Below are 25,925 nucleotides of genomic sequence, written 5' to 3' on the forward strand. Positions count from 1 at the left end.
GAGCCGTTTAAGATTTTCTCCAACATTCTTCTGATCTTCGCCGGTGTACTGCTGATCGGAACGAGCGTACCTCCAGTGTCTCCTATATTGACTGACCCCTACACGGCTTGGATGGGACGGGGCAGTGGGCAAACCGGGGGTGGCGAGGCGAAGTCTGCTATCTCGAGTGCGATAAAGAGAAGGATCAATCTGGCCAGGAGGTTCTTTCTGGCTACAGTCGGAATGATACCGAGCTTGGTGGAGGCTTCGAATTCAGCTACAGTCCGGTGATGTCGATAGACTCGCCGCTACGCACTTATTGGCGCGGGGAGACGAGACGGATCTATACAGGGAATGGTTGGGCCCTGTTCGATAAGGAAAAGCGGGATTATGAAGTATTTCATGGATTGAACACCGCTAAGAGCTTGGAACATGGACAAGCTGGAAGTATAGAAATGAGACAAGTAGAGCAAACGATCACGATGGAGTCAAGTGAAGCCTATCCAGTTCTGTTCGGCGGTTATTTCATCACCGCGGTATCTATACTTGACGAGGGACGCAAAGGCAATCCCAAGCTAAGTTGGGCCGCACAGGAGGGGGAACTTCGCTGGGGCGGGGGCTTCCGTGGCACTCAGCCGGACTATCCAGTTAAATATAAGGTGACATTGGAGATACCTGTCATCCCTTTAAGCGACCTGCGCAATGCTAGCTATGAGCAGCTTTATTCGGTGCCGATCGATGAGGAGTACTTGCAATTTCCGTTTTTTTACCGCAGCGGGTTAAGGATTTAGTTGAAGAGATTACTGCTGAAGCCGATACTCCGTTTAAGAAAATGGAGTTGATACAGAATTATTTACGCGTTAACTTCACGTATACGAACAAACCGGACATTTCCCTTCGCGAGAGCAAGGATTTCGTTGACAGCTTCTTATTTGAAGTGAAGGAAGGCTACTGCGACTATTTCTCGACAGCTATGGTAATGATGGCACGCTCGCAAGGAATTCCGGCACGCTGGGTGAAAGGGTATGGTCCGGGAAGACAGCCAGATCCCGAAGAGATGATGGGAAGGCCGGGTGGTGCGAATTTGGCGTACCAAGTAAACAATTCTGATGCGCATTCCTGGGCTGAATTGTACTTTGGTGAATACGGCTGGATTCCGTTCGAAGCAACGCCGGGATTTGTTGCTCCATTGCTGTATAAGGATGAGACTCCGGAGGAAGTTGCAGTGGATGAACCAGAGCTAGAGGAACCTGTTCAAGACAGCGCAGTGGAGGCGAAGACCACTTGGATATTAGCCAATTACAAAGCGATACGCTCTACATCCTTAAGTGTTATACTGGCTATGCTTGCCTGGCTTCTATATCAGTTCCGAGAGCGGATCTATTATGGATTCGTTCGCATGCGCCTCGGTAGGGCACTCACTTATGGAGATAAAATCGCTCATGAGACCTTGCGTACCGTAAAGAGGTTGCAACGACAAGGGTTTGAACGTCATGAGCATGAGACCGTCCGCGAGGTGTTCGAACGGATCAAAGTGGAGCAGTCGGATCTATCGGTGATTCTCGATCATTTGTTACAGAAGTATGAGATGGCGCTCTATAGTCCAAAGACGGCGTCAGAGGCTGATTGGCTTAGCGTTCAACGGCTGTGTCACAGGCTGTTGAGCTCTAATCATGACAAAAAATAAACATTCGTTATTCATTTGCATCAGACTTGTCCCGGAGGCTTGCGCCGGGGGCATTTTCTTTTTTAAAATATAAGGAAGTTGGGGAAAGATTATGGTATAGTGTGTCGTATGAAACTGAGGTGAACTAATTGTTTGAGAAGTTTTTGCCTGATTTGCGGGTAGACAGCGTGTTTGACATTGATTTGGATAAGCTATATGCCGACGGGTACCGCGGGATTATTACCGATCTGGATAATACGCTCGTGGGAGCGAAGGTACCTTCAGCTACTCCGGAGTTGACCGAGTGGTTTGAGAAGGTAAAGCAGGCCGGATTGAAGCTGGTGATTGTGTCGAACAACAATTTTGACAGGGTATCTGTATTCGCATCCCCTTTAAATATTGAATTCGTTCATAAGGCAAGAAAACCGTTCGGAACACCATTCCGAAGAGCGATGCAGATGATGGGTCTTGCTCCGAAGCAGACGATCGTGGTCGGCGACCAGCTGATGACGGATGTGTTCGGAGGGAACCGACAGGGTTTATATACCGTTCTGGTGCTGCCGATCTCTATAGCCGATGAAGGTCTTGGTACCCGGATTAACCGCAGGCTGGAACGCATCGTAAGAGGACGTCTGGGTAAGACGGGATTATGGCTAGAGGAGGAAAAGAAAAAATGACAGAAACCCAGGTAAGAGAAGGGGCTCTTCATTGTAGCGGTTGCGGAGTGCAACTGCAGGGTGAAGATGCGTCCAAACCGGGATATCTTCCGACACAAGCGCTGGAAAGAGAGCCGATCATATGCCAGCGCTGTTTTCGGATTAAGAACTATAATGAAGCATCATCCGTTACGGTAGAACAGAGCGAATTCCTGAGATTGCTCGGTCAAATCGCCGAGAAGAAGGCGCTCGTTGTTCATATTGTAGATCTATTTGATTTTCAGGGCAGTGTGATCTCCGGCTTGCAGCGGTTTATCGGCAATAACCCGGTGCTGCTAGCAGTGAACAAGACCGACCTGCTTCCAAAGGTGTCGAATTGGAACAAGATTCGTAACTGGGTGCAGAAGGAAGCCAAGGATATGGGGCTGAAAATAGAGGACGTTATCCTCTGCAGTGCTAAGCAGAACAGCGGCTTTGATCGTCTTCTGGATGCCGTGGTTCAGCACCGTGGCAATCGTGACGTATATGTCGTTGGGGCGACGAATGTTGGTAAATCAACGTTGATTAACCGCCTGATTCGTGACTACAGTGATCTGGATCAGGAACTGACAGTATCCCGTTATCCGGGAACAACGCTTGATATGGTGCAGATTCCGCTTGATGATGGTGGGGCGATCATCGATACACCGGGGATCGTATACTCTTCGAGATACAGCGAACTGGTCAGTCCGCAGGATCTCGGTGTCATTATGCCGGACAAGTCGCTTAAACCAGCTGTATATCAACTGAATGAAGGCCAGACGATCTTCTTCAGCGGGTTCGGCCGTTTTGACTTTGTTCAAGGGGAGCGCCAGTCCTTCACCTTCTTCAACAGTGCACGGATCAAGCTGCACCGGACGAAGCTGGAGCGGGCGGATGAACTGTTCGCGGATCATGCCGGCGAATTGCTTGCACCGCCAAGCCGCGATAATCTAGAGAAGCTGCCTGAATGGACGAGACATGAGTTCAAGATTGCCAGAGGCCAGAAGGTTAATGTCTTCATCTCCGGTCTAGGCTGGGTTAAGGTAAATAATGACATGGGTGCGGTCATCGCTGTGCATGTTCCGAAAGGAATCAAGGTCATGCTGCGACCATCGCTGATTTAAAATGACTAAAGGACTAGGCAAAAGGGTGAAATGATTCTGGAGAAGCGCTAGCGTTCGCCTTTGTGAACGGATTTCTACCTTGTTGGATACTATAAGATCAAGAAATCCGTGAACAACAGCGATCGGAAGAACATTTCACCCGGCTGCCTTCATCCGTGTAATCAGTATATAGCTGCATATAGCTGTACTCGGTTCTTTTTCGCACGTCTGGTTAAATTCATTGAGGAGGGGACATCATGGAGGAGACAAATCTGGCACGGGAAAATAACGGTTTACCGCTATTGCTAGGTGTGATGGGTGATCCTATACTCCATTCCAAATCCCCAGCGATGCATATGGCGGCTTTGCAGGCAACCGGTCTGCAAGGCTCCTATCTGCCGTTTCATGTGAAACGGGGGACCTGCGCCATGCTATCCAGGGAATCAGGGCGCTTGGCTTCCGCGGTGTCAATGTGACCGTCCCACACAAAGTAGAGGTTATGGATTATCTCGATGAGATTGATGAAGGAGCGCGTTATATTGGAGCGGTCAATACCATTGTTAATGATGGAGGACTGCTGAAAGGATATAATACGGATGGGATCGGTTATATCCGTTCGCTAAAGGAAGAAGCTGTCTCCGATCTGTCCGGTCGTAACGTGCTTGTCATTGGTGCGGGCGGAGCTGCTCGGGGAATTATTTATGCCCTGCTTCTGGAACGACCGGCTCAGGTGATCGTCGCCAACCGGACGGAAGAGACTGCGAAGCAGTTGGCAGCGGAATGGGCTCATCTTGGCAATATAACAGGCTGCGCGCTGGATCAGGTCGGCCAGTATATTTCTGGCATCGATACTCTGATTAATACGACCTCTGTAGGGATGTATCCGAAGATTAGCGATATTCCGATGGATCCTGAGATGATCCCGGGAGGGATCGTTGTAAGCGATCTGATCTATAATCCGCTGCAGACAGAACTGTTGCGGCAGGCACAGCAGAAGAACTGTACAATTCACAACGGACTTGGCATGTTTGTATATCAAGGCGCATATGCCTTTGAATATTGGACAGGCCGACCTGCTCCGATCGAAGCGATGAGGTCGGCAGTATTATTAGATTTTCAATAAATATAAGAGGTAGTTCACTCACGATAAGGGGTTTTGATTTTAGATGTTAAGTGGAAAACAAAAGCGTCATTTACGAGCATTGGCTCATAGCCTTCAGCCTATTTTTCAAGTCGGCAAAGGGGGAACTAATGATCAGCTGATCCGTCATATCTCAGAGGCACTAGAGCGCCGTGAGCTGATCAAGGTATCGATCCTGAATAACAATCTGGACGATCCGCGGGAGATCGCTGAGGAATTGGCGGCTGGCGCAGGGGCAGAGCTTGTACAACTAATTGGACGTACGATTATTCTGTATAAGGAATCGACCGAGTACAAGCAGATCGAGCTGCCGTAGAGCTACAGGAGGAAGACCTGATGAGAAAAGTTGGTATCATGGGAGGGGCATTTGACCCGATTCACCTTGGACATTTATTGGCGGCTGAGGCTGCCCGGGAGCAGTATGCTCTGGACGAGGTTTGGTTTATGCCTTCCCATATTCCCCGCATAAGAGCAAATCCGGTGTTAGCGGTGAGGAACGGCTTGAGATGGTGGCGGCGGCAATTCGCGGTCATGCTGATTTCAAGACGCTGGATATCGAGCTTAAGCGCGGCGGCGTATCCTACACGATAGACACGATCAGAGAGCTGAAGCAACTTCATCCTGAACTGGATTTCTATTTCATTATCGGTGCTGATATGGTGAATTATTTGCCGAAATGGGAGGGGATCGAGGAACTGGCTACGATGCTGCATTTTATCGGTTTACAAAGGCCGGGCAGCTTCTTAGAGCTGGACCTTATGCCTTCCTTCATACAGGATGCGGTGCTGCTTGCGGATATGCCTTTGGTGGATATATCGTCAAGTATGATCCGCAAACGGAGAGCCGCCGGACATTCGATCCGTTACATGGTAACGGAAGAGGTGTATGAATTTATCGTAAGGAGCGGTTTGTATGCGGTACACTCGAGATGAGCTGTTAGACATTGTATCCGCGCAAATGCCAGCAAGGCGCTGGACGCATGTGGAAGGCGTAATGGCAACCTCCGTGTGCCTAGCGGAGCGCTATGGGGCTGATCCGGTTAAGGCGGATTTAGCTGCGTTACTTCATGATCTGGCCAAGTTCTGGCCGATTGAGCGGCAGGAAGCCGTTATGCGTGAGCACGAACTGAATCCAGAATTGCTGGAATACGATAAGCAGCTATTGCACTCCGAAGTAGCGGCTTTTGTAGCGGAACATGAATATGGGATCGATGATCCGGAGGTGCTGGACGCAATTCGCTATCATACTTCGGGAAGAGTCGGTATGACGCTCTTAGATAAGATTGTCTGCCTTGCGGATTATATGGAGCCTGGACGCAATTTTCCCGGTGTTGAGCGTATTCGCGAGCTGGCCGAGCACAATCTGGAGCAGGCGCTGGTGGCCGGATTCGATTCAACGATCTCTTTCTTAATCGAGAAGCAGAAGATCATTTTTCCGTTAACGGTGCTGGCGCGCAATGATTTAGTTAGACAACTTGGTTATGATGATAAGTAGAAGTTGGGAATAAATATATGCAGGAGGTAGATTGAATGGCAGTAACACCTATGGAATTGATGAACGCAGCCTATGAGGCGGCGGATGATAAAAAAGCAATGAACATCGTCGTACTGGATCTGAATGAGATATCCTTGATCGCCGACTATTTCATTATTTGTCATGGTAACTCGGACACTCAGGTACAGGCAATTGCGACTGAGGTACGTAAACGTGCTCAGGAACTCGGAGCTAATATTCGGGGATAGAAGGAATGGATTCGGCACGCTGGGTTCTCATGGATCTTGGCGACGTCGTCGTACATGTCTTCCATCGCGATGAGCGGGAATATTACAATATCGAACGTCTTTGGTCCGATGCCAAGGTCGTGGAGAACCTATGAGTCTGATTGCAGGTACGATCTTAACGCATCCGATTGATCGGGAAGTGTCTCCTTTTGGCTATTTTCTAAAGGTCGGGGATCGGGATGTGCTGCTCCATTATTCGGAAATCACGCATCCGGTAAACCCGGGAGATATTGTTGATGTATTTCTGTTCTTTGATACGGAGGATCGGCTAGCAGCGACGATGAAACGTCCGATGCTGACGCTAGGCGAGCTGGCTCTTCTTGAAGTGGCCGATGTCCACCCGCGACTCGGTTGCTTCCTGGAGATGGGGCTTGGGCGTCAATTGTTGCTACCAATCCGTGAGCTACCGGAGATGCGTGAACTGCATCCGAAGGTGGGAGATCATGTCTACGTCATCATGGAACATGACAAGCAGGGCAGACTGAAGGCGAAGCTTGCTGGTGAGCAGGAGCTTGCTCCGCATGCATTCCATGCTCCTACAACCTGGAACAATCAATGGCAGGAGGCTATCGTCTATAAGCCGCTGCAAATGGGTACCTTCGTCATCGTGGACGGTGGAGTGCTCGGCTTCGGGGCGATCGGAATGATCCATTCCTCGGAAAGAGCCCGGCTGCTTCGTCTTGGGGAACGAGTTAAAGTTCGCGTAACGCATGTACGTGAGGACGGACGGGTCAATCTGTCCATGTCAGAACGCAAAGAGATTGGTCGTAATGAAGACTCGGAGAAAATTCTAGCCTACTTGGAAAGCCGGTCGACTGGAGGCATGCCTTATTCTGATTCGACTCCACCTGATTTGATCAAGGAGAGATTCGGTATCAGCAAGGCTGCATTCAAGCGCGCGCTTGGTAAGCTTATGAAGGAAGGCAAGGTAACCCAGAAAGAGAACTGGACTTATCTGAAGTCTGCGGAGCAAGAACAAGCCGATCAAGAATAGGAGGAATTGTTCAAAAAGGCCGATTAAAGCGGACTTTTTGAACAACCTCTAAGAGAGTCAGGTGGGAAGTATGGCTTCATATCGAAAATTTGCATACGTATACGATGAATTGATGGCAGATATGCCTTACTCTGATTGGCTCTCGTTCGCGCATACGGCTTGGGAGCATCTTGGCAAGCCTGAGACGGTCGTCGATCTGGGCTGCGGGACGGGGAGCATGACGATTCCGCTGGTGAATTCGGGTCTGACTGTGACAGGCATTGATCTGTCTTCGGACATGCTGTCAGTCGCTAGACAGCGCATGGACATAACCCCACAAGGTGCTCGCCTCTATCAAGATGGCAGAGTGAATTGGGTGCAGCAGAATATGACGGAATGGGAACTTCCGGAGCCGGTAGATTCTGTGATCTCCTTCTGTGATTGCATTAATTATTTGCTAGAGGAAGACGAGGTCGTTCAGACCTTCCGCAGAACCTATGAAGGGTTAAAGCCGGGCGGGACATTCCTGTTCGATGTTCATCATCCGAATACGCTGCGTCAGTATGACGAGGAGCAACCGTTCATATTAGAGGAGTCTTCCATCTCTTATATATGGACTTGTGAGTTCGATGATGAGAGATGCGAGATCGAGCATCACTTAACGATATTTGCGAGTGAAGCTGGGCCAGAGGGGATCTATACCGTCGCTTCGAGGAGTATCATACTCAGCGGGCCTATGATCCGACCTGGATGGAACGAGAGCTGCTGCAATGCGGCTTCCGTGAAGTACGGTGTTATGCCGATTTCAAGTGGGCCGAGGCGGATGAGAATGCGGCAAGACTCTTCTACGTAGCCGTGAAATAATCGCGATAGTAATCATAGAATGATAATAAAAAATAAGACGCTGTCCTACGTTGCTTGAAGCAACGTGGCAGCGTCTTTTGTTGTTAACTAATGAACTCTACCCAGCCGATTTCCATGCCTGGTTTGACAAAGTCAATTTTGAACTCGTAGAAGCCTTCTTCAAGCTCAAATCTGGACAGCTTCTGAGTGATCGAATTTCCGTCGGTACCGTTCGTCTGTACGGTCGTCAGAATCTCGCCATTTAACACGAGATTACAAGCGGACTGATACAGGTTATGTGCTTCATAGCGCATATTAGCGACTATGCCGTACATGCCAGCTTCGTTAACTTTGATATAAACTGCTTCATTTGTCGTCGTGACGATTCTCGTATTGGCTGCTTTTGACAACTCATGGACAGCTACGCCGGCCTCAGGAGTGTTGGCTTGTGCCTTGAACAGAATGATTTCATCAATTGGTTTAGGATCTCTTGCAATTACTGGCGCATTCAAAATGAACTTGCAAATGTTGATAGCGCATCTTTGCAGTTCTCCGACTGTCAAAGTTCCATTCTGTAGGGCTTCAATTGTATTATCTTCTCTAGAGTTGATCTCCGCGCCATTGTTATTCACGACCATGTACAGGTCATTTTGTGCCCGCACCATGAACGACGTATATTTCCAGCTTGGTTCACCGCCGTCTACTACATCATTCATGACCGCCCACCAGTCTGTCATGACAATGCCGTCATAACCCCATTCATTTCTGAGGATGGTCGTATTCAGATCATAGTTGGAGGCAGCCCAGTGCCCATTGACCGGATTGTATGAAGTCATGATGGAAGTTGCTTCTCCCATTTTGACAGTCATTTCGAAGCCTTTCAGGTAGATTTCTCTCAGCGCTCTCTCTGAAACTATGGAGTCTACCTTGGAACGAGCCTTCTCCTGATTGTTACCAGCAAAGTGTTTCACTGTAGCGCTGGAGCCGCCTTTTTTGATACCGCGCGTTACGGCAGAGGCGAAGCATCCTGTGATATAAGGGTCTTCAGAGAAATATTCAAAATTCCGCCCGTTCATCGGATTGCGGTGAATGTTAATGCCTGGGCCAAGTAAGGTATCGATTTCATTTTGCAGTAGTTCTTGACCTTCCATGACATACAACGATTCTACTAACTCCACATTCCAGCTAGATGCGAGCAGAGTTCCGATTGGCAGTTGGGTTGCCTTATGACCGCTGTCCATACGGATACCTGAAGGTCCGTCGGCTGCGCAGGCTACCGGAATGCCGTAATCAAGCAGACTATCGCCTACTCCACCGAAAGCGGCAGCTGTTCCTGGAGTAACCTTAGGGCTGCTCATTCCTTCGCCTCTAACGATCGTAGCCAGTTCCTCATTCGTCAACTGGGCTACGAATTGCTCAAGGCTGGCTTTGCCGGCCTGTACATCCTTCAGGACGATCCCTTGGTTACCAGTCTGCGGATAGGTATGTGGCAAGCGCGTTTCTATTCTGTCTTTCATCGAGATTGTGCGCTTTGGAACTTCACAGAAATCGATTTCATAAGTGCCATCATTTTTAACTTTTCCAGGCTTGATACGAGTGAAGCTCTCAATGGGAGCCATCGCTTCCTCTAATTGTTCGACTACGATGAGTTCTTCGGTAATGAATGCAGCTTGGTCATGGATAAGTACTTTCTCCACATTTCTTACGCTATTACCTACATATAGCTCATAAGCACCAGCTTCAAGCACATAACAGGATTTATGCCCGGTTGCCCCGCCATCATCATAAGAGGCCATGGAACGTACGGGAAGAGTGATTGTAAGCGTCTCTGTCTCACCAGGCTGTAGAGTGTTGGTCTTAGCAAAAGCGCCTAAGGCTTTGACTGGCTTGCCAAGCACGCCTTGAGGTGCTTCATAGTATAGTTGGACTACTTCTTTACCAGCATATGTATCGCCGATATTCTTCACAGCAACGTCCAATTGTAGTTCCGTATCCAAGCCTGATTCGATCTGTGTTGCTCCTGTCACATTCATGTCAAACTCGGTGTAGGAGAGACCATAACCAAATGCGTACTGAACTTTCTCAGGACAGAAGGTTTCGAAATATCGGTATCCGACATAGATATCTTCCTGGTACAGGTTCTTGATCTCGTTACCAAAGTTCTTGGTTGAAGGGTAATCATCGATGCTATAGGCAATCGTATCCGTTAATTTACCGCTTGGAGAGACGTCTCCGGAGAGCAGATCAGCGACGGCATGTCCTCCGATCATTCCGCCTTGCCATACGTAGATGACGGATTTAATGTGATCCTGGTATTCACTAGCCTCAATCCAGCTTATATCGACAATGTTGGGTACATTCAGTACGACGGCTACCTTGTCAAAATGTTTGCAGACCATCTTAAGCGCTTGCTGTTCTTCAGCCGTCAAGCGGTAGCTGCCTTCCGCATCTGCATTGTCTTGATCTTCTCCAGCGGTGCGCCCGATTATGAAGATCGCCTTGTCGGAAGCTTGCTTTGCTTCGGATACCAACTTATCGGATAACGGCATTTCCTTCTGACACCATGGTTCAGCAGCCCAGCCGCCTCCGCCGTTGTCGAACGGGTTCAGAGCGATCCAGTTCTGATATTCTTCTGCCAGATGTTCATTAATAGTTACCTTAGGATTGCTACGAAGCCCATCCAATATATTAATGACATATTCCACATTCACGGCTCCGCCTGATCCAGTGCCACTACGATAATAATCTATCTGGCATCTGCCAAACACGGACACGACTTCCTTCTCTTTGATCGGAAGCATTTTGTCCTCATTCTTGAGCAGTACTCCTCCTTCTGCGGCAGCAATTCTGCTGTACTCGGCAAATCCTTCTAGAGGAATACCAATCTTACTTGTGCTCATTCTTTCTGTTCCTCCCCAAATATATATTTATATTTCTATGATCATATAATATCCCATTTACACAATCTTTGATATCTGTTTCATGCTAGTTCAGATGTTATTTTGAAATCTGGGGTCAAATAACGCAGGATATTATTCAAATAAGTCAAATTTGTGACAAAACACGATAAAATGTATTTTACCCGGGTGATATTGAATTTCTATTTTTACCCGGGTATAATTAGTGGGGCATTCAGAGGAGGAGGTATAGCTTTAGAAATGACCGAAACGCACATTTACTGCACGGCATTTTTGGGTGTGGGAGTTATTGCCAGTGGTTCGTTACAGCACGTTGTTTCTACAGTGAAGGATGCTCTGGATGACAGAGACCTCACACAGTTGCTTATATTTGACGATACCACGGGAAACAAATAGATGTTGATCTTCGTGGCAAGACAGATAACGTGCTCCAACGATTAGGAGAACAGTTTAGTGACTTGTCCGGTACGGAAGTGAATCACCTGCCTACACGGGGTGTTGGTCGACCCAAGCTGGGGGTTGTATCCGGTGAGGTTACGTTATTGCCCCGGCATTGGGAGTGGCTCAAGAGTCAACCTGGAGGGGCGTCAGTAACTTTACGAAAACTCGTTGATGAGGCTCGCCGTGCTGGAGGAGAACAGAACAAGATACGAGAGTCACAAGAAGCAACACATCACTTTATGACAGCTATGGCCGGGAACTCCCATCAATACGAAGAAGCACTGCGGGCACTGTATGCTGGTGATTTGGATCGATTTGACCACTTCATCGATGACTGGGCACCTGATATCAGAAACCATATCAAAAGATTAGCAGCTAATGCATTCCCTGAAGGGAACTTATGAAAGGGGAACATGATCATGAACATTCTGAAAGTTAATGGCGTTGAATTGGCCTATGATAGTTTCGGTAACGAAAATGACGAGGCTATTATCCTAATCGCCGGGCTTGGAACCCAGATGATCCGATGGACGGTTCCGTTTTGTCGGATATTAGCAGATCGGGGCTTTCGCGTGATCCGCTTTGACAATCGCGACGCAGGTTGCTCGGCACACTTTAGCCAGTATCAGGCGCTGGATTTTGATGCACTGGCAACTGCGCTTATGTCGGGACAGCGACCAGACATCCCATACACTCTCGATGACATGTCCAAAGACGCTATCGGACTGCTCGATGCTCTTTCAATTGACCAAGCACATTTCGTTGGCAGGTCGATGGGCGGAATGATCGCCCAGATTGCAGCCAGTGATTACCCTGAACGGGTTTTATCACTCACCTCCATTATGTCCAGTTCCGGTAATCCCGCCCTTCCGCAAACTTCCCCGGATGTCATGGCGATGATGACTAAACCGGCACCGAACCCACTCGAGGATGAAGCAGGATTTTTGGCGGACAGTCTCTCCTTTGCCAAACGCATCGCCGGCATCGGCTATCCGTTTGAAGAGGACGCTTATCGTGCGCTCATTCTGGAGGAAGTCCAGCGAGCCTACGATCCAGGCAGTGTCGGACGACAAATCGCTGCGATCGCTGTCTCCGGTGACCGTCGTCCTCGGCTGGCAACCATAAAAGTACCAGCACTTGTCATTCATGGGGTGGACGATCCTATGTTTGTCCCGGCGTGTGGCGAGGACACGGCTTCTGCCATCCCGGGCGCCGAGCTAATGTTGGTTGACGGCATGGGACACGACTTACCGCACCAATTGTACAAAGTAACCGCTGATGGCATAGAGCGAACGGCTCGTCGCAATTGACATTACTTAATAATCTAAAAGAGAATTCCCGCTTGCCTTTGATTGGTGGGTGGGCTTTTTTAATGGAACAGGACATCCCTAAGTTCAGAAATGGTCTAATCTCTTATCCCATGCGGGTTTAACTCGGTTCCTCTACACTATTGTAGAAATGCCTTTTTATTACGGCTATATTTCAGTATAATTAAATTAGCCCCGTCTGCATTTTTCTAGAGAGGATTAATCACATAATGAATGAAGTTGTCCCAAAACCGGTGAAGAATTACCGGCGTTTAAGCCTTCCCAACCGCCTGTACGTATATATTCGCTTGGCGGGCTCGGGGAAATCGGAAAGAACATGTACGGTATAGAATTTAGAAATGAGATTATTATTATCGACGCTGGGCTGAAATTCCCCGATTCCAAGCTGTCGGGAATCGATTATATTATTCCAGATGTCAGTTATTTAATTAAAAATCAGCATAAAATCAAGGGTTTGTTCCTGACGCATGGACATGAAGATCATATTGGGGCTCTACCATTTGTGCTCCGCCAGTTAAAGGTTCCTGTGTATGGTGGACCATTAACGATCGGACTAGTGCGAGCGAAGCTTGAGGAATATCGCATGCTCGAACAGACAGAGCTACATGTTTTTCAGGAAAATGACAGATTTGCCTACAAGCATCTCGCAGTTCATTTCTTCCGCACTACACACAGTATTCCGGATGCGTTCGGGATTGTAGTTGATACGCCTTACGGAGCGGTCGTCCATACAGGCGACTTCAAATTCGATTTCACGCCGGAAGATCATCCAGCTAATATCGCCAAGATGGCTAGCGTTGGTAGTAAGGGAGTACTCGCTCTGCTTGCGGATAGCACGAATAGTGAGAAGGATGGCTTTACCCTTTCGGAGCATCGTGTTGGCAATGCGATTCTAGAGACCTTTCATGGCTGCCAAGGCCGAATTTTGTTCGCTATGTTTGCATCCAATGTGAACCGTCTACAGCAGGTTGTAGATGCAGCTATTATGAGCAACCGTAAAATCGCCGTCCTAGGGCGAAGCATGGAGCGCGTATTTGCGATCGGTCAGGATTTAGGATATATCCGTATTCCTGACGGAATGTTAATCGATATTAAGCAAATTGATAGATATGAAGACAATCGGATATTGATCATTTGTACGGGCAGTCAAGGTGAACCGAACGCGGCACTCAGCCGGATCGCTTCTGGGGCGCACCGTTCAGTTTCCATCTATCCGGGAGACTCGGTTGTGTTCTCATCGTCGCCGATTCCGGGCAATGGCCCGAATATCAATCGTTGTATCGATTTGCTGATGCGGGCTGGTGCTAATGTCATTTATGGTTCCGCATTTGGTATCCATGCTTCAGGACATGGATGCCGAGAAGATTTGAAGCTGATGCTAAGATTCATTCAGCCGAAATATTTTATTCCGATTCATGGGGAATACCGGATGCTGTTAGCACATAAAAAATTAGCAATGCAAACGGGGATGAACGAAGAGCAAGTGTTCCTGATGAATCTCGGAGATACGTTATCGGTGTACCGCAATCGCGCCAAACGCGGGCGCAACATTCCTGCGGGAGAGGTAATCGTTAGCAATGGGGAGATCAGAACATTTGAAGAAGAATTAGTAGAAGAAAGAGAAGAGCTTGCTCAAGAGGGAATTGTCATCGTCGTAATGACGGTGGATGTGGCAACAGGTCAAATTCTCGCTGGGCCAGATATTGTAACGAGGGGCTTTGTATACATGCAGGATGCCAGACCTTTACTCAGACGGGCGGAGATGGCACTGCGGCGAAGCTTGAAGAAGCTGGGAGAACAAGGTCCATATGATAGTAATGCTTGGGTGAAGACGACCAATCGGGTACTACGGAGATTCTTCATGAGAGAGGTAGGACGAGCTCCGCATATTATGCCTTCAATTTTAGAGGTATAAGTAAGTCTTAAACAAACAACCTTTTAAACTAATAAAGCGCCAAGGGAGTGTATTTCAGTTCCCTTTTGGCGCTTTAGGTGTATTTAGGTTCATTTTTCTCGAAAAAGTTAAATATTTGCATAGTCTAATCTGCTACGGAATGAGATAATGTAGGCAAGCAATTGTCTAATGTAAGCTGAACTAAAGAAAAGAGCAGAGATAGGCAAGAGTGTGAAATGATTCTGAAGAAGCGAAGCGTTCGCCTTTGTGACCGGATTTCTTCCTATTATGAATTTATTAAATCAAGAAATCTGGGAGCAACAGCGATCGTAAGAACATTTCACATGGCTGCCCTGATTGGTATAATCAATAGTTCAACTTATATAGCATTAGCAGCGTAATATGACAGATCGAAAGAGATGGTGAAGACGAATGCATAACCGCAATTCACATCCGGAAGTGATCACCTTTGGAGAGAGCATGGCTCTGTTGATCGCTGAAGGAGGCAAAGGTCTTGAATACACTTCTAATCTAACGCCTTCATTTGGTGGAGCCGAGACGAATGTAGCGATTGGCTTGTCCCGGCTCGGACATTCCGTAGGCTGGTGTGGACGGCTTGGCGATGATCCATTTGGACATCGTATCTATAAAATGGTACGTGGGGAAGGCGTTGACGTATCACGCGCCTCGTTCACAGAAGAAGCTCCGACTGGGCTGATGGTACGGGAGAATGTTGCCGGTAGAAGTTCCGTTTACTATTATCGTAAGTTATCGGCGGCCAGCAAGATGACTCCTGAGCATTTGGATGAGGAATATATCGCCGGGGCGAAGATTCTACATATTACCGGTATTACTCCTGCATTAAGCCCATCCTGTGCGGAGACCGCTGCAGCAGCGATGGATATTGCAAGACGCCACGGAGTTAAAGTAAGCTTCGATCCGAATTTGCGCTTGAAGCTATGGAGTGTGGAAGAGGCTAGAAAGGTCCTACTACCGCTGGCGATGAAAGCGGATTATTTCTTGCCTGGGTTGGATGAATTAAAGCTGCTCTATGAGACTGAATCGATGGATGAGATTATCTCCAAGCTCAGTGAACTGTCCGCAGTAAGCATTATTAAGGGCGGCGATGATGAGACCTATATTCTCGAGAACGGTAAGCTATCTGCAGTTCCATACTATAAGGTAGAGAATGTGATCGATACTGTAGGGGCGGGAGACGGCTTCTGCGCTGGATTTATGGCCGGCCTCTTGAAGGAATACAGTCTTGAGGAAGCGGTTCGTCTTGGAAATCTGATAGGTTCTCAGGTAATCCAGGCGATTGGAGATTGGGAGGGCCTGCCGAGTGCGGCGGAAATCGAGCGGCTGCTTGCCGGGAAAGCGCATGTCGAGCGTTAAAAGGGACGATCGGAACAGTAAACGTCCATTACATGTGGCATGAAATAAAAAGGAGCTATCCCAAGAGTAAATACTACTCTAGGGACAGCTCCTTTTGTTGACCAACCTTATGCGAAGTCTAGTAATCTTCTAACGAAACTCCATATCGTTATTTGCTCCAAAACCGCGGCAAATAAATTCTAACGAAACACCATATCGTTATTCGGGTGAAATTGGGACTTTGAGCTGCAATTCCACACAAATAGCGTTCCCCAGTTTCGTTACAATTTTTAGAGGTCCTTTTTAGCCTAAATAGCGATACCACGTTTCGTTAGAAGTTAGAGGTATCTGAACTTAAATCTTCTCCACAATCAATGGCACTACTTTGCCGCTGTTTACGTCTATCAGGCCATAATCGGTGATCTTCAAATAAGGGCTGACTGGTAGCGAGTGGGTTGATATGGACATGATCGGGTTGTAATGTTCATAGCCAATCGAATGCATCGCTTCACGCAGCTGTTTGACCGATTCAGCCGCTGTATCCAGCGGATCTTCTGTCAGAATGCCGCCAACTGGCAGATGCATGTTGGCTTTGATCTCTCCATCCAGAGCGACGCAGAAGCCGCCCTGCTGCTTGATGGCAGTATTCGCAGCCAATAGCATATCCTGTACGTTATGGCCGACCACAAGTAGATTGTGATTGTCATGCGAGTAGGTTGTAGCGACGGCTCCTCTTTTGATCGTATCGCCTGTAATGAGGCCAAAAGCTTTGCCGCCATGTTTCCCGTACCGCTCAAAGGTAGCGATCATTCCGCAGTCGCTATTTTCCCATTGGAGAAGACCTCCTTCAGCTGTTAGTGCAACCAAGCTCTCCTTAGTGAATGTTGAGCCGTCGGCAACAGTCATCACTCGGCAGCGATATGTTCCGTCCTCCACGTCAACGGCAGCCGCGAAGTCCGCCTCAGTAAGCTCAGGGAGCTTCACACTTTGGTAAAAGTGATCCGGGAAACGGTATGCTGGGGCTGCTTGCAAGGAGGTAACTGATTCCGAGGCGGAATAAGCTTCCGAACCTTTCTTGTACACGGACTCGAGCGCTAGCTCGCCCAGATCGGATACAAGCTGGAAGTCAGCGATTTTACCTGGTGCGATCGCTCCCCGGTCGTGCAGCTTCATCCGGCGGGAAGGGGAGAGGGTTGCCGCATAGATTGCTTTCTCCGGTGCCATGCCCATCTGGATTGCTTTGCGTACAATCTGATTCAAATGTCCGCGGTCCCGGAAGGAGTCGGCCATGACATCATCCGTAACGAAGCAGAAATGCTCGGATACGTCATGCTGAATCAGATAATCCATTACCTCAGGAGTCATGGATTTCTCTTGGATCTCTATGAACATGCCTGCGCTGATACGTGCCTGCAATCCTTCGACGGTTTGATGCGTATGGTCGGAATCAACTCCTGCATAGATGACCTGGGCCAGATCCAGATTAAGCAGCTTCGGCACATGGCCTTCGATGACCAGATCGGGATAACGCTCCCGCATATGCTTCAGAATTTGATTGGTCTTGCATGCCGGATCGCGGATAATGTCTACGTAGTTCATGATTTCGCCTAAACAGATCACATCGCCGGTGGCTAGCAGGGCATCCATATCTTCGATCTCAATCGAACCGCCAGTTGTCTCCAATGAAGTAGCTGGTACGGAGCTTGGAATGGCGTAGAACATATCTACGGTACAGCTCCGGCTCGCTTTGATCATCTCGAGAACCCCTTCAAGGCCAAACACATTGGCCATTTCATGAGGCTCCGGTACAATCGTGGTTACGCCATTTCGAAGCAAGCCTTGCGAGAAAGATTCGGGTGTAATCATGGTGCTCTCAATATGAAGATGGATATCTACAAAGCCGGGAAGCATGTACATTCCGCTGGCATCGACTACTTTTTCCGCTTGAAACGTATCTTCTCCGCGCGGGCCGACATATAGAAATCTTCCATCCTTAATAGCCACATTCTGCCGAGTCCATTGCTTAAAATAACTGTTATATACATTAGGTTGTAATAATAGCAAATCTGCTTGCATGTCTGTTCCCCCTTTGTTAGTCGACAAGTACGAGTTTCTCCGATGGAAATAACAGACGGATCTCCTGCCCGCTCAGATAAGGCTGCTGCATTTCCTTATTTACCGTAAATTCTCCCAGTGGGGTGACCACGACATATTGATAGCTGCGGCCAAGGTATGTGCTGACCTTAACGGTGCCGGTCAATACATTATCACCAGGCTGAATCTCCTGGAACGTTCCAGCGATGATGTCGTCCGGACGGATAGCACCTTTCATAGACTCGGGCATTCCTGGTGCTTTGGCAGCATGGAATTGGTAGTCGCCGCTGCGCAGGCTATAGAATGAACCACCGTCTTCACGCTGCTGGAAGTCGATGAAGTTGTTGAAGCCGATAAAGCGGGCTACGAACTCTGATTTTGGGTATTGGAAGATGACCGAAGGTTTATCGAGTTGTTCGATGATCCCCTTGTTCATGACAGCAACCCGATCTGAGATAGAAAAGCATTCTTCCTGGTCATGCGACACGTACACGGTGGTGATCCCAAGTTCTTGCTGAATACGACGGATTTCCACGCGCATGTTAACTCTCAAATTGGCGTCCAGATTGGACAGAGGCTCGTCGAACAAGAGCAGGTCCGGTTCGATCACCAGCGCGCGCGCAATTGCAACACGCTGTCTTGTCCACCCGATAGCGCTTGAGGGAAGCGTTTCTCAAATCCGCTGAGATTGACGACATCCAGCATGTTCATGACCCGTTTCTTGATCTCATCTTCCTTGACCTTACGCTGCCGCAGGCCAAAGGCAATATTGTCGAACACGGACATATGCGGGAATAAGGCGTAGCTCTGGAACACGAAGCCGAAGTTGCGTTTATTGATAGGAACGCGGGTATAATCTTGACCGCCAAATGAAAACTTGCCGTCTGTTGCCTCTAGAAAGCCTGCGATTAGCCGGAGTGTAGTTGTTTTCCCACAGCCGCTGGGACCCAGCAGGGAGATCAGGTGGCCTTTCTCGATGGAAAGGTTGAGGTCTTTCAAAATATATTGCTGATCATAGGCGACCGATATGTTTTCTAGTTGCAATAAATCCATCAGTGTATGCCTCCATTTATTGTTTGGTGAAGTAGGTGAGTCCGAGCAGTCTTTCGATTAAGAACATAAATCCTGCGGTAATGATCATCAGCAGTACTGAGATAGCCGCGATGGTCGGGTCAAAATAGTTCTCCACGTAAGTCAGCATTTGAATTGGTAGAGTACTAACGCCAGGACCCGTCATAAATAATGAGATATCCACGTTGTTAAACGACTCTAGGAAGGCCAGCAGTACTGAGGCGATAATGCCGGATTTGATGTTCGGCAACACGACCTTGAAGAAGGTAGACAGGCGGCTGGAGCCGAGGCTAAGTGCCGCTTCTTCGACCGCAAAATCAAAGCCGGCGAAGCTCGAACCAATCACGCGGATAATAAATGGCAGCATAATGACGGTATGTCCGATTAATAGCGCCGCATAGACCGGAATGTGGAAAGCAATAACTACATATTTCAATAAAGTAAAACCAAGTACGATCCCTGGAATCAGCAGGGGAGACAGGAACAGTGCGTTCAGTGTCTCCTTGCCCTTGAAGGATGCACGATTCAGTGCGTAAGCCGCAGGGATCCCTAGAAGAATAGCGATCAGATTGCCGAGCAGCGAGACAAGAATTGAAGTTGTGAAGGTGCTCATAAACATATCGACTTCAAAAATATTTTTATACCAGCGTAGCGAGAATCCGGTTGGTGGGAATTTCAGTACGGTTCCAGGCTCAAAGGAGGTCACTGCGATAATCAATAGCGGCCCGAGCAGAAACAAATATACGATAAAGGTAAACAGGGCAAGCCCAGGATTTTTGTTCTTCATGGTGCTACTCCTTCGGTTTGAATTTGGCCGCAGCTTTGTTCATCAGCCCGATGACGATAAAGGTAATGATCATCATGATAGTGGCGATGGCCGATGCTGCCTGCCAATCGTTCAGCGTGATGGCATTCTGGTACAGGAATGTAGCGACGACGCGCTTTTTGCCGCCGAGAAGGGCTGGTGTCGTGTAAGCAGTTAAGCTACCGACAAAGACAAGAATACTGCCGACGATCAGTCCCGGTATGCTAAGCGGGAAGATGATCTTGCGGAAAGCGGTCAGCTTGGAAGCTCCGAGGCTTTGCGCCGCCTGCACTAGATCATGATCGATTGACTCCATTACGCCAACCAGTGTAATCAGAATCAAAGGCAGGAACAGATGCACAAGTCCGATAATCATAGCTGTAGGCGTATATAAAATGCTGATTGGTTCCTTGATGAGTCCGAGGGACGTCAGCAGATTATTGATCAAGCCGTTCTTGCCGAGAATGATCATCCAACTGAAGGAGCGAACGACAGAGCTCGTTAATAGTGGGAATATCGCCAGTGCGAGCAAAATACCCTTCCTACGCGCTGGTTGCTTGGATAAATAATAGGCGACCGGAAAACCGATCAAAATGCACAGCAAGGTTGTCACGACGCTGACAAGCAGGGTTGTGCCCAGAATATCAAGGAAGTACGCGTCTTTGAAAAATTGCGTGTAAATCCCGATCGAGAAACCGCCGTCCTTGAATACAGTCGAGCCGACCGTGAGGATCAGCGGGATGATCATGAACAATGTCAGGAACAGAAAACCGGGTGCAAGAAGCAGGTACAAGTATCGCTTTTTCATGAATGGCAATCTCCTTAATAATTTGAAACTTCAAAAGGGTTGGTTCCACTTAATTGGTGCCACGCAGCACATAGATAAATCGGCTTATAAATTCCTCCGCGTCGACCTTCAGGCCGACCTCTACATTGGGTTTACGCTGAAGGCGGTTTTGAAAATCGCATACCGTCTGTCCGTCGCATAGCTCACTTCGGGTCTCCACGTCGACGTAGTACCGGGTGGTCTCTACAAGCTCAGGCCAGATGGCGGTGGCGACAGCGAGCGGATCATGCATGGCACAGGCCTGAACTCCGTTGCGTTCGAAATAGCGCTGCATGTAATCTGATGTGCTTTGGCGAACGTAATTGGCAATTTCCGATTCACCAAGAGTATCGATATGCTCGCTAGTCAGCAGAGCTCTGCGGGTCACGTCCAGGCCGATCAAGGTCAGTCGTGGGAATCCGGCCTGCAGAACGAGCTGTGCCGCCTCCGGATCGACATACATGTTGTATTCGGCCACTGGTGTGATATTGCCGTAGGTTTGTACAGCGCCGCCCATAATGACGATCTCTTTCAGTTCATGGACAAGTGAAGGACGTTTGGCTAGCGCCAACGCGACATTAGTTAATGGCCCCGTAGCAATCAGTGTCACTTCTCCCGGATACAGTCTGGCCTGCTCAATGATAAAGTCGGGGCCGAACCCACTTAAGTCTGCGCGGCCTGAGGGATGCATGTCAGCCAAGGCCCCGCCGAGTCCGTCCTGTCCATGAACCCGGTGTTCAAACACGGGATTACGCAGTAACGGGTGCGATGCTCCCGGGTATACGGAAATGGAAGGATCGGCATGGATCAAATCGAGTATTTTACATGTATTCTTTGTGGCTGTCTCAAGCGATACATTGCCGTTTACAGTCGTTATTCCGAGCACATCGAGCTCACCGCTGCGAATTGCCAGCATAATGCCCAGCGCATCGTCGATGCCTGTGTCTACATCCAAAATGGCTTTCCTCACGTTAAATCCCCTTTCAAGGTTATAGGACCACCCGTACCTAAGTTTCCTTCTAAAAGAATAAAGGCAGGGGCCAGACAGCCCCTGCATGAGTGAAGGCATACAAGGCTGCCTAATATGCCTCAAGTATTTTAATAACGCTTAGCGGGTAACTTCCCGGTTGAAGCGGTCTGTCCAAGCTTTCAGGTTGCTATTAACAAACGCCATGTCAAGCTTATGCAGGTTCTCGACGACATCCGCTCCGTAAGTGACACCAGCGGCTTCTTCATCCGTCAGTTTTACATCTTTGTTCGCAGGGGAGTCTACTTTGGCTTTTGCTGCTTTCTCTTGAACCTCTTGGCTAAGCTGCCAATCAATAAATTCCTCGGCTAGCTCTTTATTCTTGCTGCCTTTCACCACATTTAACGTATTGATGATGGCATAAGCGCCTTCTTTTGGCGTTACGAATTCAATACCAGGAACCGCCTTTTGTAGATCGCCCATATACATTTGCATGATCGGTCCGGCTGCTGCTTCGCCTTGAGTGAACATGTTCACGAATTCAGAAGTTTTACTGTAATATTTCACAACACTTGGATTCAGTGCGGCCAATTGCTCAAAAGCTTTGTCTTCGTTAAATTCTGTGCTTCCCGAGATTTTAGATGCGGCATCGACCATCATTGGGCCACTGGTCGAGGTGATGCTTGGCATCGTCAATTTGCCTTTCAGCTCTGGCTTCCACAGGTCACTCCAGGATTCAATAGTTGTTCCTGCAGCTTTTGGATCATAAGCAATACCCAATTGGCCGATGGTATAAGCAGGGCCGTAGTTCTCGCCGTTTGGAGCTTTAGCGATATCATAAAGTTGGTTCAGATTCTTAAAATTGCTGCGATCAATTTTCTCGAAAGCACCTGCTTCAATGCCTTGCTGTGCGTAATAATCCGACAAATAGATCACATCGACATCAGAACTTCCTTGCATGATTTTGCTTAGGCGGTCTGCGTTATTGCCTGTCTCAAGCACGATTTTGACATTATGCGCTTTTTCAAACGGCTCGTATACTTCTTTATTATAGAAGTCTTCTGCGAAGCCCCAGGTCGAGATAACTAGCTTCTGCTGTTTGCCACCTGAAGTATTTCCGCTGGCGCCGTTTCCGTCACCGTTATTGCTTCCGCAGCCGGCCAGTACAACCGTAGCAAGACTGCAAGCTAGAAGACCCTTAATCCATGTTTTTTTCACAATGATTCACTCCTATTAAAGTTTTTTTATCTATTTGTTATGAAAAAAAGAAAAGCACTCTAGGTAGAAGAAAATCTCTAACTAGAGCACTTATTCATTGTAAACAAAGAATAACCGCATCTGCTTGTGTATCGGGTGCGGACAGTCCTTAAGATGTAATCAAAAGAAAAGCGCCGCGAGGGTAATCTACTTATTGAACTTCGTCTTGCAAAATAATGTTCGTGACAGCCCACTGCGTGGCGGGATCATAATCCCGTAGCAGCACTTCGATTTGAAGTCCAAGCTCCTCTTCGAGCCGGGATTTCAGCTTCTTCTTGTAAATCATCGACATATAGAAGTCGACTTCATATTTCAAAGCCGGAATCTCGCCCTCCAGAGCCGTGGAGCGAGGGGAACGACGATGTCTGGCATATAATACGATTCCTTCGGGATGTACGCTTGTCTTCAATAATGAAGTACCGAAGCCAAACAACTCCTTGGACACCTCATTATATACCTGGCTCAACTTTTGCTTAAATTCATTGGAGTCGTAATGAACCATTGGTCACCTCAAACTTTGATGATTTTGGTGATGAGAAGTTCACGCACAATTATAATACATAAAAAATAAGGATAATGCAAGCTATTGTTCGGATTTTGATTAATTATTAACGTTTATTTTATTTTAACAGTCTTAAATGCAGTTAATTTACGAACTTTCCAGGCAATGGGAGCTTATCTGCGAAAATATTGCGAACTCGAGAAAATTATGTTGCTTGCCTTTCAAATCAGGGCGTGACTATATTGGAAATGCGGACCAGGCCCAAAAATGACCGCAATCGTAAGTGAAAGGGGAAGATCATGAAAGCTATCAGTCAACCGGGAAAGCGCCGATCGTTTCACCTTCGTGACAATGCTCAGCTTTACCTGATAATGCTTCCCGTTCTAGTTCATCTTTTTATTTTCAGCTATATTCCGATGTATGGAATTGTGATCGCATTTCAGGATTATTACCCGGGAAAATCTTTCTTATCATTTACAGATGCGAACTGGGTAGGACTCAAGCATTTTATCAATTTTTTTAATGGACCTTACTTTGGAAGATTGATGCGCAACACGTTTTTGCTTAGTTTCTATTATCTTGTATTTGGCTTCTGGGTACCAATTGTATTCTCTCTATTGCTAAATGAACTGAAGAATGGCGTCTTTAAGAAGTTCGTGCAGACGGCCAGTTATCTGCCGCATTTTATTTCCAACGTAGTTGTGGCGGGTATGGTATTGTCCTTCATCAATGTGGACGGGATTATTAATGTCATCATCCAGATGTTCGGCGGAACGCCAATTGCATTAAATACCGAACCAGCTTATTTCCCGGCGATTTATACCATCACGAGTATTTGGAAGTCATTTGGCTGGAGCAGTATTTTGTATTTGGCAGCTATGTCCTCTGTAGACCCGAGTTTGTACGAAGCAGCCAAAATGGACGGCGCCAACCGATTTAAACAAATGCTTCATATTTCGCTTCCATCCATTCGCCCGACCATCTTTATTTTGCTTATTTTCGCGATCGGCAGTCTGCTTTCGGCGAACAGCGAATTTATTTTGTTGATTTACAATCCGATGGTTTATGAAACGGCGGATGTCATTGGTACCTATCTGTATCGCGATGGCCTGCTTGGCGGAAATTTCAGCATGGGGACCGCGGTAGGATTGTTCATATCATTAATTAATTTCACGCTGTTGTTCATCGCTAACTCGCTAAGCCGTAAATATTCAGACTATGCCTTGTGGTAAGGAGGAGTAAGATGGCCTCGGTTCGTAGAAATCCTAACAAGATCAGAGAAGGCTCTGTCGTTGTCGACATCATCCTTTATGCGATCGCACTCATTCTCTGTTTAATTACACTGTATCCATTTTACTTTGTCATCATCATGTCTATTAGCTCGCCACAAGAAGTTGCGGCTATGAATGTCTTCTGGTATCCGAAAGGCTTCAACCTCGGCTCTTATGAGCTTATAGTAAAAGATGCAAAAATGTGGTGGGCATACTCCAACACACTGATTTATGTTAGTGTTGGTACCTTATTGAATTGCCTAATGGCCGTGCTGGGAGCTTACCCGTTAACGGTGAGAAATCTGAAGGGGAGAAAATGGGTGGTCGCGTATCTGCTGATCCCGATGTATTTCGGGGGCGGACTCATTCCCTCTTACTTGCTCGTGAATAAGCTCGGATTGTACAACACCATGTTTGCGGTCATTATCCCAGGTATGGTCAGCATCTGGAACATTATCCTGGTTCGGACCTTCTTTACGACCATTCCGGATGGGCTGAAGGAATCCGCCTTTATCGACGGCGCTTCTCATCTGCAGCTTCTGTTCAAAATTATCATTCCGATCTCCAAACCGATCCTGGCGGTTATCGCTATATATTCCATTGTCGGCATCTGGAACAGTTGGTTTGATGCGCTAGTGTATTTGCCGAATGAGAAGCTTCACCCGCTGCAGATGTATCTATATCGTGTTGTCGTTCAGCAATCGGTCGATTTGAAGCTGCTTTCACTGGACGATGCCAAGAATGCCGTGGCTACGATGCTGTCCAATATTCAATTGAAGTACGCGATAATTGTGTTTACTACTCTGCCAGTAATGTTTACCTACCCATTTTTCCAGAAGTATTTCATCAAAGGAGCGCTGCTTGGTTCCTTAAAGGAGTAGCCTTAATCAGCTTTTTGGAAAGGATCAGATATTGGTTTTATTCTCAGATTTGTAGAAATGACTAGAATCTTTAAACTATTATGTAAGCGATTTCTTAACACTTTCGTTATCAACATTTTCTAGGGGAATGTAG

Annotated in this window: 19 protein-coding genes and 6 pseudogenes; 17 read left to right on the top strand and 8 right to left on the bottom strand. The window is 47.7% G+C overall.

The features are described 5' to 3' along the window. Window positions 1-107: 107 nt before the first annotated feature. The 11 genes and pseudogenes from RE628_RS07830 (at window position 108) to RE628_RS07880 (ending at window position 8,184) form a co-directional block, all read left to right on the top strand. Window positions 108-770: a hypothetical protein gene (locus tag RE628_RS07830; RefSeq protein WP_309158247.1), complete on the top strand. Its 663-nt coding sequence runs from the start codon at window positions 108-110 to the stop codon at window positions 768-770. A 41-nt stretch (window positions 771-811) separates the two neighbouring features. Next, entirely contained in the window at window positions 812-1,666 is an 855-nt protein-coding gene (locus RE628_RS07835; RefSeq protein WP_309158248.1) for a DUF4129 domain-containing transglutaminase family protein, read from the top strand. A 128-nt stretch (window positions 1,667-1,794) separates the two neighbouring features. Further along, entirely contained in the window at window positions 1,795-2,322 is a 528-nt protein-coding gene (locus RE628_RS07840) for a YqeG family HAD IIIA-type phosphatase (RefSeq protein ID WP_309158249.1), read from the top strand. Further along, window positions 2,319-3,446, top strand: coding sequence for a ribosome biogenesis GTPase YqeH (yqeH, locus tag RE628_RS07845; protein ID WP_309158250.1), 1,128 nt, complete (start codon window positions 2,319-2,321; stop codon window positions 3,444-3,446). The genes RE628_RS07840 and yqeH overlap by 4 nt, the downstream gene beginning before the upstream one ends. Window positions 3,447-3,682: 236 nt before the next feature. Beyond that, a pseudogene (gene aroE, locus RE628_RS07850) lies at window positions 3,683-4,548 on the top strand (shikimate dehydrogenase). Between the two features lie 43 nt (window positions 4,549-4,591). Then, window positions 4,592-4,882, top strand: a complete 291-nt coding sequence (yhbY, locus tag RE628_RS07855) for a ribosome assembly RNA-binding protein YhbY (RefSeq protein ID WP_309158251.1) — start codon at window positions 4,592-4,594, stop codon at window positions 4,880-4,882. A gap of 20 nt (window positions 4,883-4,902) precedes the next feature. Next, window positions 4,903-5,498 (top strand): annotated as a pseudogene (locus tag RE628_RS07860) (nicotinate-nucleotide adenylyltransferase). After that, window positions 5,479-6,060 carry a bis(5'-nucleosyl)-tetraphosphatase (symmetrical) YqeK gene (gene yqeK, locus RE628_RS07865; RefSeq protein WP_309158252.1) on the top strand — a complete coding sequence of 194 codons (582 nt, stop codon included), beginning with the start codon at window positions 5,479-5,481 and terminating at the stop codon, window positions 6,058-6,060. The pseudogene RE628_RS07860 and the gene yqeK overlap by 20 nt, the downstream one beginning before the upstream one ends. Window positions 6,061-6,095: 35 nt before the next feature. Continuing rightward, window positions 6,096-6,442, top strand: a pseudogene (gene rsfS, locus RE628_RS07870) (ribosome silencing factor). Further along, window positions 6,439-7,341, top strand: a complete 903-nt coding sequence (locus RE628_RS07875) for a CvfB family protein (RefSeq protein ID WP_309158253.1) — start codon at window positions 6,439-6,441, stop codon at window positions 7,339-7,341. Before rsfS ends, RE628_RS07875 begins: the two are co-directional and overlap by 4 nt. A 70-nt stretch (window positions 7,342-7,411) precedes the next feature. After that, a pseudogene (locus tag RE628_RS07880) lies at window positions 7,412-8,184 on the top strand (methyltransferase domain-containing protein). Between the two features lie 83 nt (window positions 8,185-8,267). Here RE628_RS07880 and RE628_RS07885 read toward each other — a convergent pair. Then, on the bottom strand, window positions 8,268-11,063 hold the full coding sequence (locus RE628_RS07885) for a glycoside hydrolase family 3 protein (RefSeq protein ID WP_309158254.1): 2,796 nt from the start codon (window positions 11,061-11,063) through the stop codon (window positions 8,268-8,270). Window positions 11,064-11,321: 258 nt separating this feature from the next. Here RE628_RS07885 and RE628_RS07890 point away from each other — a divergent pair. From RE628_RS07890 to RE628_RS07905, 4 genes and pseudogenes are all read left to right on the top strand, one after another. Further along, window positions 11,322-11,926: pseudogene (locus RE628_RS07890) on the top strand (DUF2239 family protein). 15 nt (window positions 11,927-11,941) lie between these two features. Beyond that, the gene (locus RE628_RS07895) at window positions 11,942-12,832 is read left to right on the top strand and encodes an alpha/beta fold hydrolase (protein ID WP_309158255.1); all 891 of its coding nucleotides are present in this window, start codon (window positions 11,942-11,944) and stop codon (window positions 12,830-12,832) included. A 334-nt stretch (window positions 12,833-13,166) separates the two neighbouring features. After that, window positions 13,167-14,765 (top strand): ribonuclease J, encoded by a 1,599-nt coding sequence (locus tag RE628_RS07900; RefSeq protein WP_309158256.1) that lies wholly within the window; start codon window positions 13,167-13,169, stop codon window positions 14,763-14,765. Window positions 14,766-15,176: 411 nt separating this feature from the next. Continuing rightward, window positions 15,177-16,139: a sugar kinase gene (locus RE628_RS07905; RefSeq protein ID WP_309158257.1), complete on the top strand. Its 963-nt coding sequence runs from the start codon at window positions 15,177-15,179 to the stop codon at window positions 16,137-16,139. Between the two features lie 333 nt (window positions 16,140-16,472). On the opposite strand, the gene RE628_RS07910 is transcribed toward RE628_RS07905, so the two are convergent. The 7 genes and pseudogenes from RE628_RS07910 to RE628_RS07940 all read right to left on the bottom strand — a co-directional run bounded on the left by RE628_RS07910 (window position 16,473) and on the right by RE628_RS07940 (window position 23,640). Continuing rightward, window positions 16,473-18,194, bottom strand: coding sequence for an adenine deaminase C-terminal domain-containing protein (locus tag RE628_RS07910; RefSeq protein WP_309158258.1), 1,722 nt, complete (start codon window positions 18,192-18,194; stop codon window positions 16,473-16,475). A 16-nt stretch (window positions 18,195-18,210) separates the two neighbouring features. After that, window positions 18,211-19,265, bottom strand: a pseudogene (locus tag RE628_RS07915) (ABC transporter ATP-binding protein). 16 nt (window positions 19,266-19,281) lie between these two features. Beyond that, complete coding sequence (locus tag RE628_RS07920) at window positions 19,282-20,070, bottom strand: ABC transporter permease (RefSeq protein WP_309158259.1); 789 nt, start codon at window positions 20,068-20,070, stop codon at window positions 19,282-19,284. 4 nt (window positions 20,071-20,074) lie between these two features. Further along, window positions 20,075-20,896, bottom strand: a complete 822-nt coding sequence (locus tag RE628_RS07925; RefSeq protein WP_309158260.1) for an ABC transporter permease — start codon at window positions 20,894-20,896, stop codon at window positions 20,075-20,077. Window positions 20,897-20,945: 49 nt separating this feature from the next. Next, the gene (locus RE628_RS07930; RefSeq protein ID WP_309158261.1) at window positions 20,946-21,884 is read right to left on the bottom strand and encodes a nucleoside hydrolase; all 939 of its coding nucleotides are present in this window, start codon (window positions 21,882-21,884) and stop codon (window positions 20,946-20,948) included. Window positions 21,885-22,022: 138 nt separating this feature from the next. Beyond that, window positions 22,023-23,099 carry an ABC transporter substrate-binding protein gene (locus RE628_RS07935; protein WP_309158262.1) on the bottom strand — a complete coding sequence of 359 codons (1,077 nt, stop codon included), beginning with the start codon at window positions 23,097-23,099 and terminating at the stop codon, window positions 22,023-22,025. Window positions 23,100-23,289: 190 nt separating this feature from the next. After that, a complete protein-coding gene (locus tag RE628_RS07940) occupies window positions 23,290-23,640 on the bottom strand; it encodes a DUF2294 domain-containing protein (protein WP_309158263.1) in 351 nt (116 codons plus the stop codon). A gap of 299 nt (window positions 23,641-23,939) precedes the next feature. On the opposite strand from RE628_RS07940, the gene RE628_RS07945 reads away from it, so the two are divergent. Continuing rightward, complete coding sequence (locus RE628_RS07945; RefSeq protein WP_309158264.1) at window positions 23,940-24,872, top strand: ABC transporter permease; 933 nt, start codon at window positions 23,940-23,942, stop codon at window positions 24,870-24,872. A gap of 11 nt (window positions 24,873-24,883) precedes the next feature. Further along, a complete protein-coding gene (locus RE628_RS07950; protein WP_309158265.1) occupies window positions 24,884-25,792 on the top strand; it encodes a carbohydrate ABC transporter permease in 909 nt (302 codons plus the stop codon). Window positions 25,793-25,925: the final 133 nt, after the last annotated feature.

This window comes from Paenibacillus sp. D2_2, assembly GCF_031199965.1.
In the GTDB taxonomy this organism is placed as follows: domain Bacteria; phylum Bacillota; class Bacilli; order Paenibacillales; family Paenibacillaceae; genus Fontibacillus.

Excerpts from the sequence above, each read along its gene's own strand:
- RE628_RS07835 (WP_309158248.1), top strand. The coding sequence starts at position 812 with ATGGAGTTGATACAGAATTATTTACGCGTTAACTTCACGTATACGAAC.
- yqeH (WP_309158250.1), top strand. The coding sequence starts at position 2,319 with ATGACAGAAACCCAGGTAAGAGAAGGGGCTCTTCATTGTAGCGGTTGC.
- yhbY (WP_309158251.1), top strand. The coding sequence starts at position 4,592 with ATGTTAAGTGGAAAACAAAAGCGTCATTTACGAGCATTGGCTCATAGC.
- yqeK (WP_309158252.1), top strand. The coding sequence starts at position 5,479 with ATGCGGTACACTCGAGATGAGCTGTTAGACATTGTATCCGCGCAAATG.
- RE628_RS07875 (WP_309158253.1), top strand. The coding sequence starts at position 6,439 with ATGAGTCTGATTGCAGGTACGATCTTAACGCATCCGATTGATCGGGAA.
- RE628_RS07885 (WP_309158254.1), bottom strand. The coding sequence starts at position 11,063 with ATGAGCACAAGTAAGATTGGTATTCCTCTAGAAGGATTTGCCGAGTAC.
- RE628_RS07895 (WP_309158255.1), top strand. The coding sequence starts at position 11,942 with ATGAACATTCTGAAAGTTAATGGCGTTGAATTGGCCTATGATAGTTTC.
- RE628_RS07900 (WP_309158256.1), top strand. The coding sequence starts at position 13,167 with ATGTACGGTATAGAATTTAGAAATGAGATTATTATTATCGACGCTGGG.
- RE628_RS07905 (WP_309158257.1), top strand. The coding sequence starts at position 15,177 with ATGCATAACCGCAATTCACATCCGGAAGTGATCACCTTTGGAGAGAGC.
- RE628_RS07910 (WP_309158258.1), bottom strand. The coding sequence starts at position 18,194 with ATGCAAGCAGATTTGCTATTATTACAACCTAATGTATATAACAGTTAT.
- RE628_RS07920 (WP_309158259.1), bottom strand. The coding sequence starts at position 20,070 with ATGAAGAACAAAAATCCTGGGCTTGCCCTGTTTACCTTTATCGTATAT.
- RE628_RS07925 (WP_309158260.1), bottom strand. The coding sequence starts at position 20,896 with ATGAAAAAGCGATACTTGTACCTGCTTCTTGCACCCGGTTTTCTGTTC.
- RE628_RS07940 (WP_309158263.1), bottom strand. The coding sequence starts at position 23,640 with ATGGTTCATTACGACTCCAATGAATTTAAGCAAAAGTTGAGCCAGGTA.
- RE628_RS07945 (WP_309158264.1), top strand. The coding sequence starts at position 23,940 with ATGAAAGCTATCAGTCAACCGGGAAAGCGCCGATCGTTTCACCTTCGT.
- RE628_RS07950 (WP_309158265.1), top strand. The coding sequence starts at position 24,884 with ATGGCCTCGGTTCGTAGAAATCCTAACAAGATCAGAGAAGGCTCTGTC.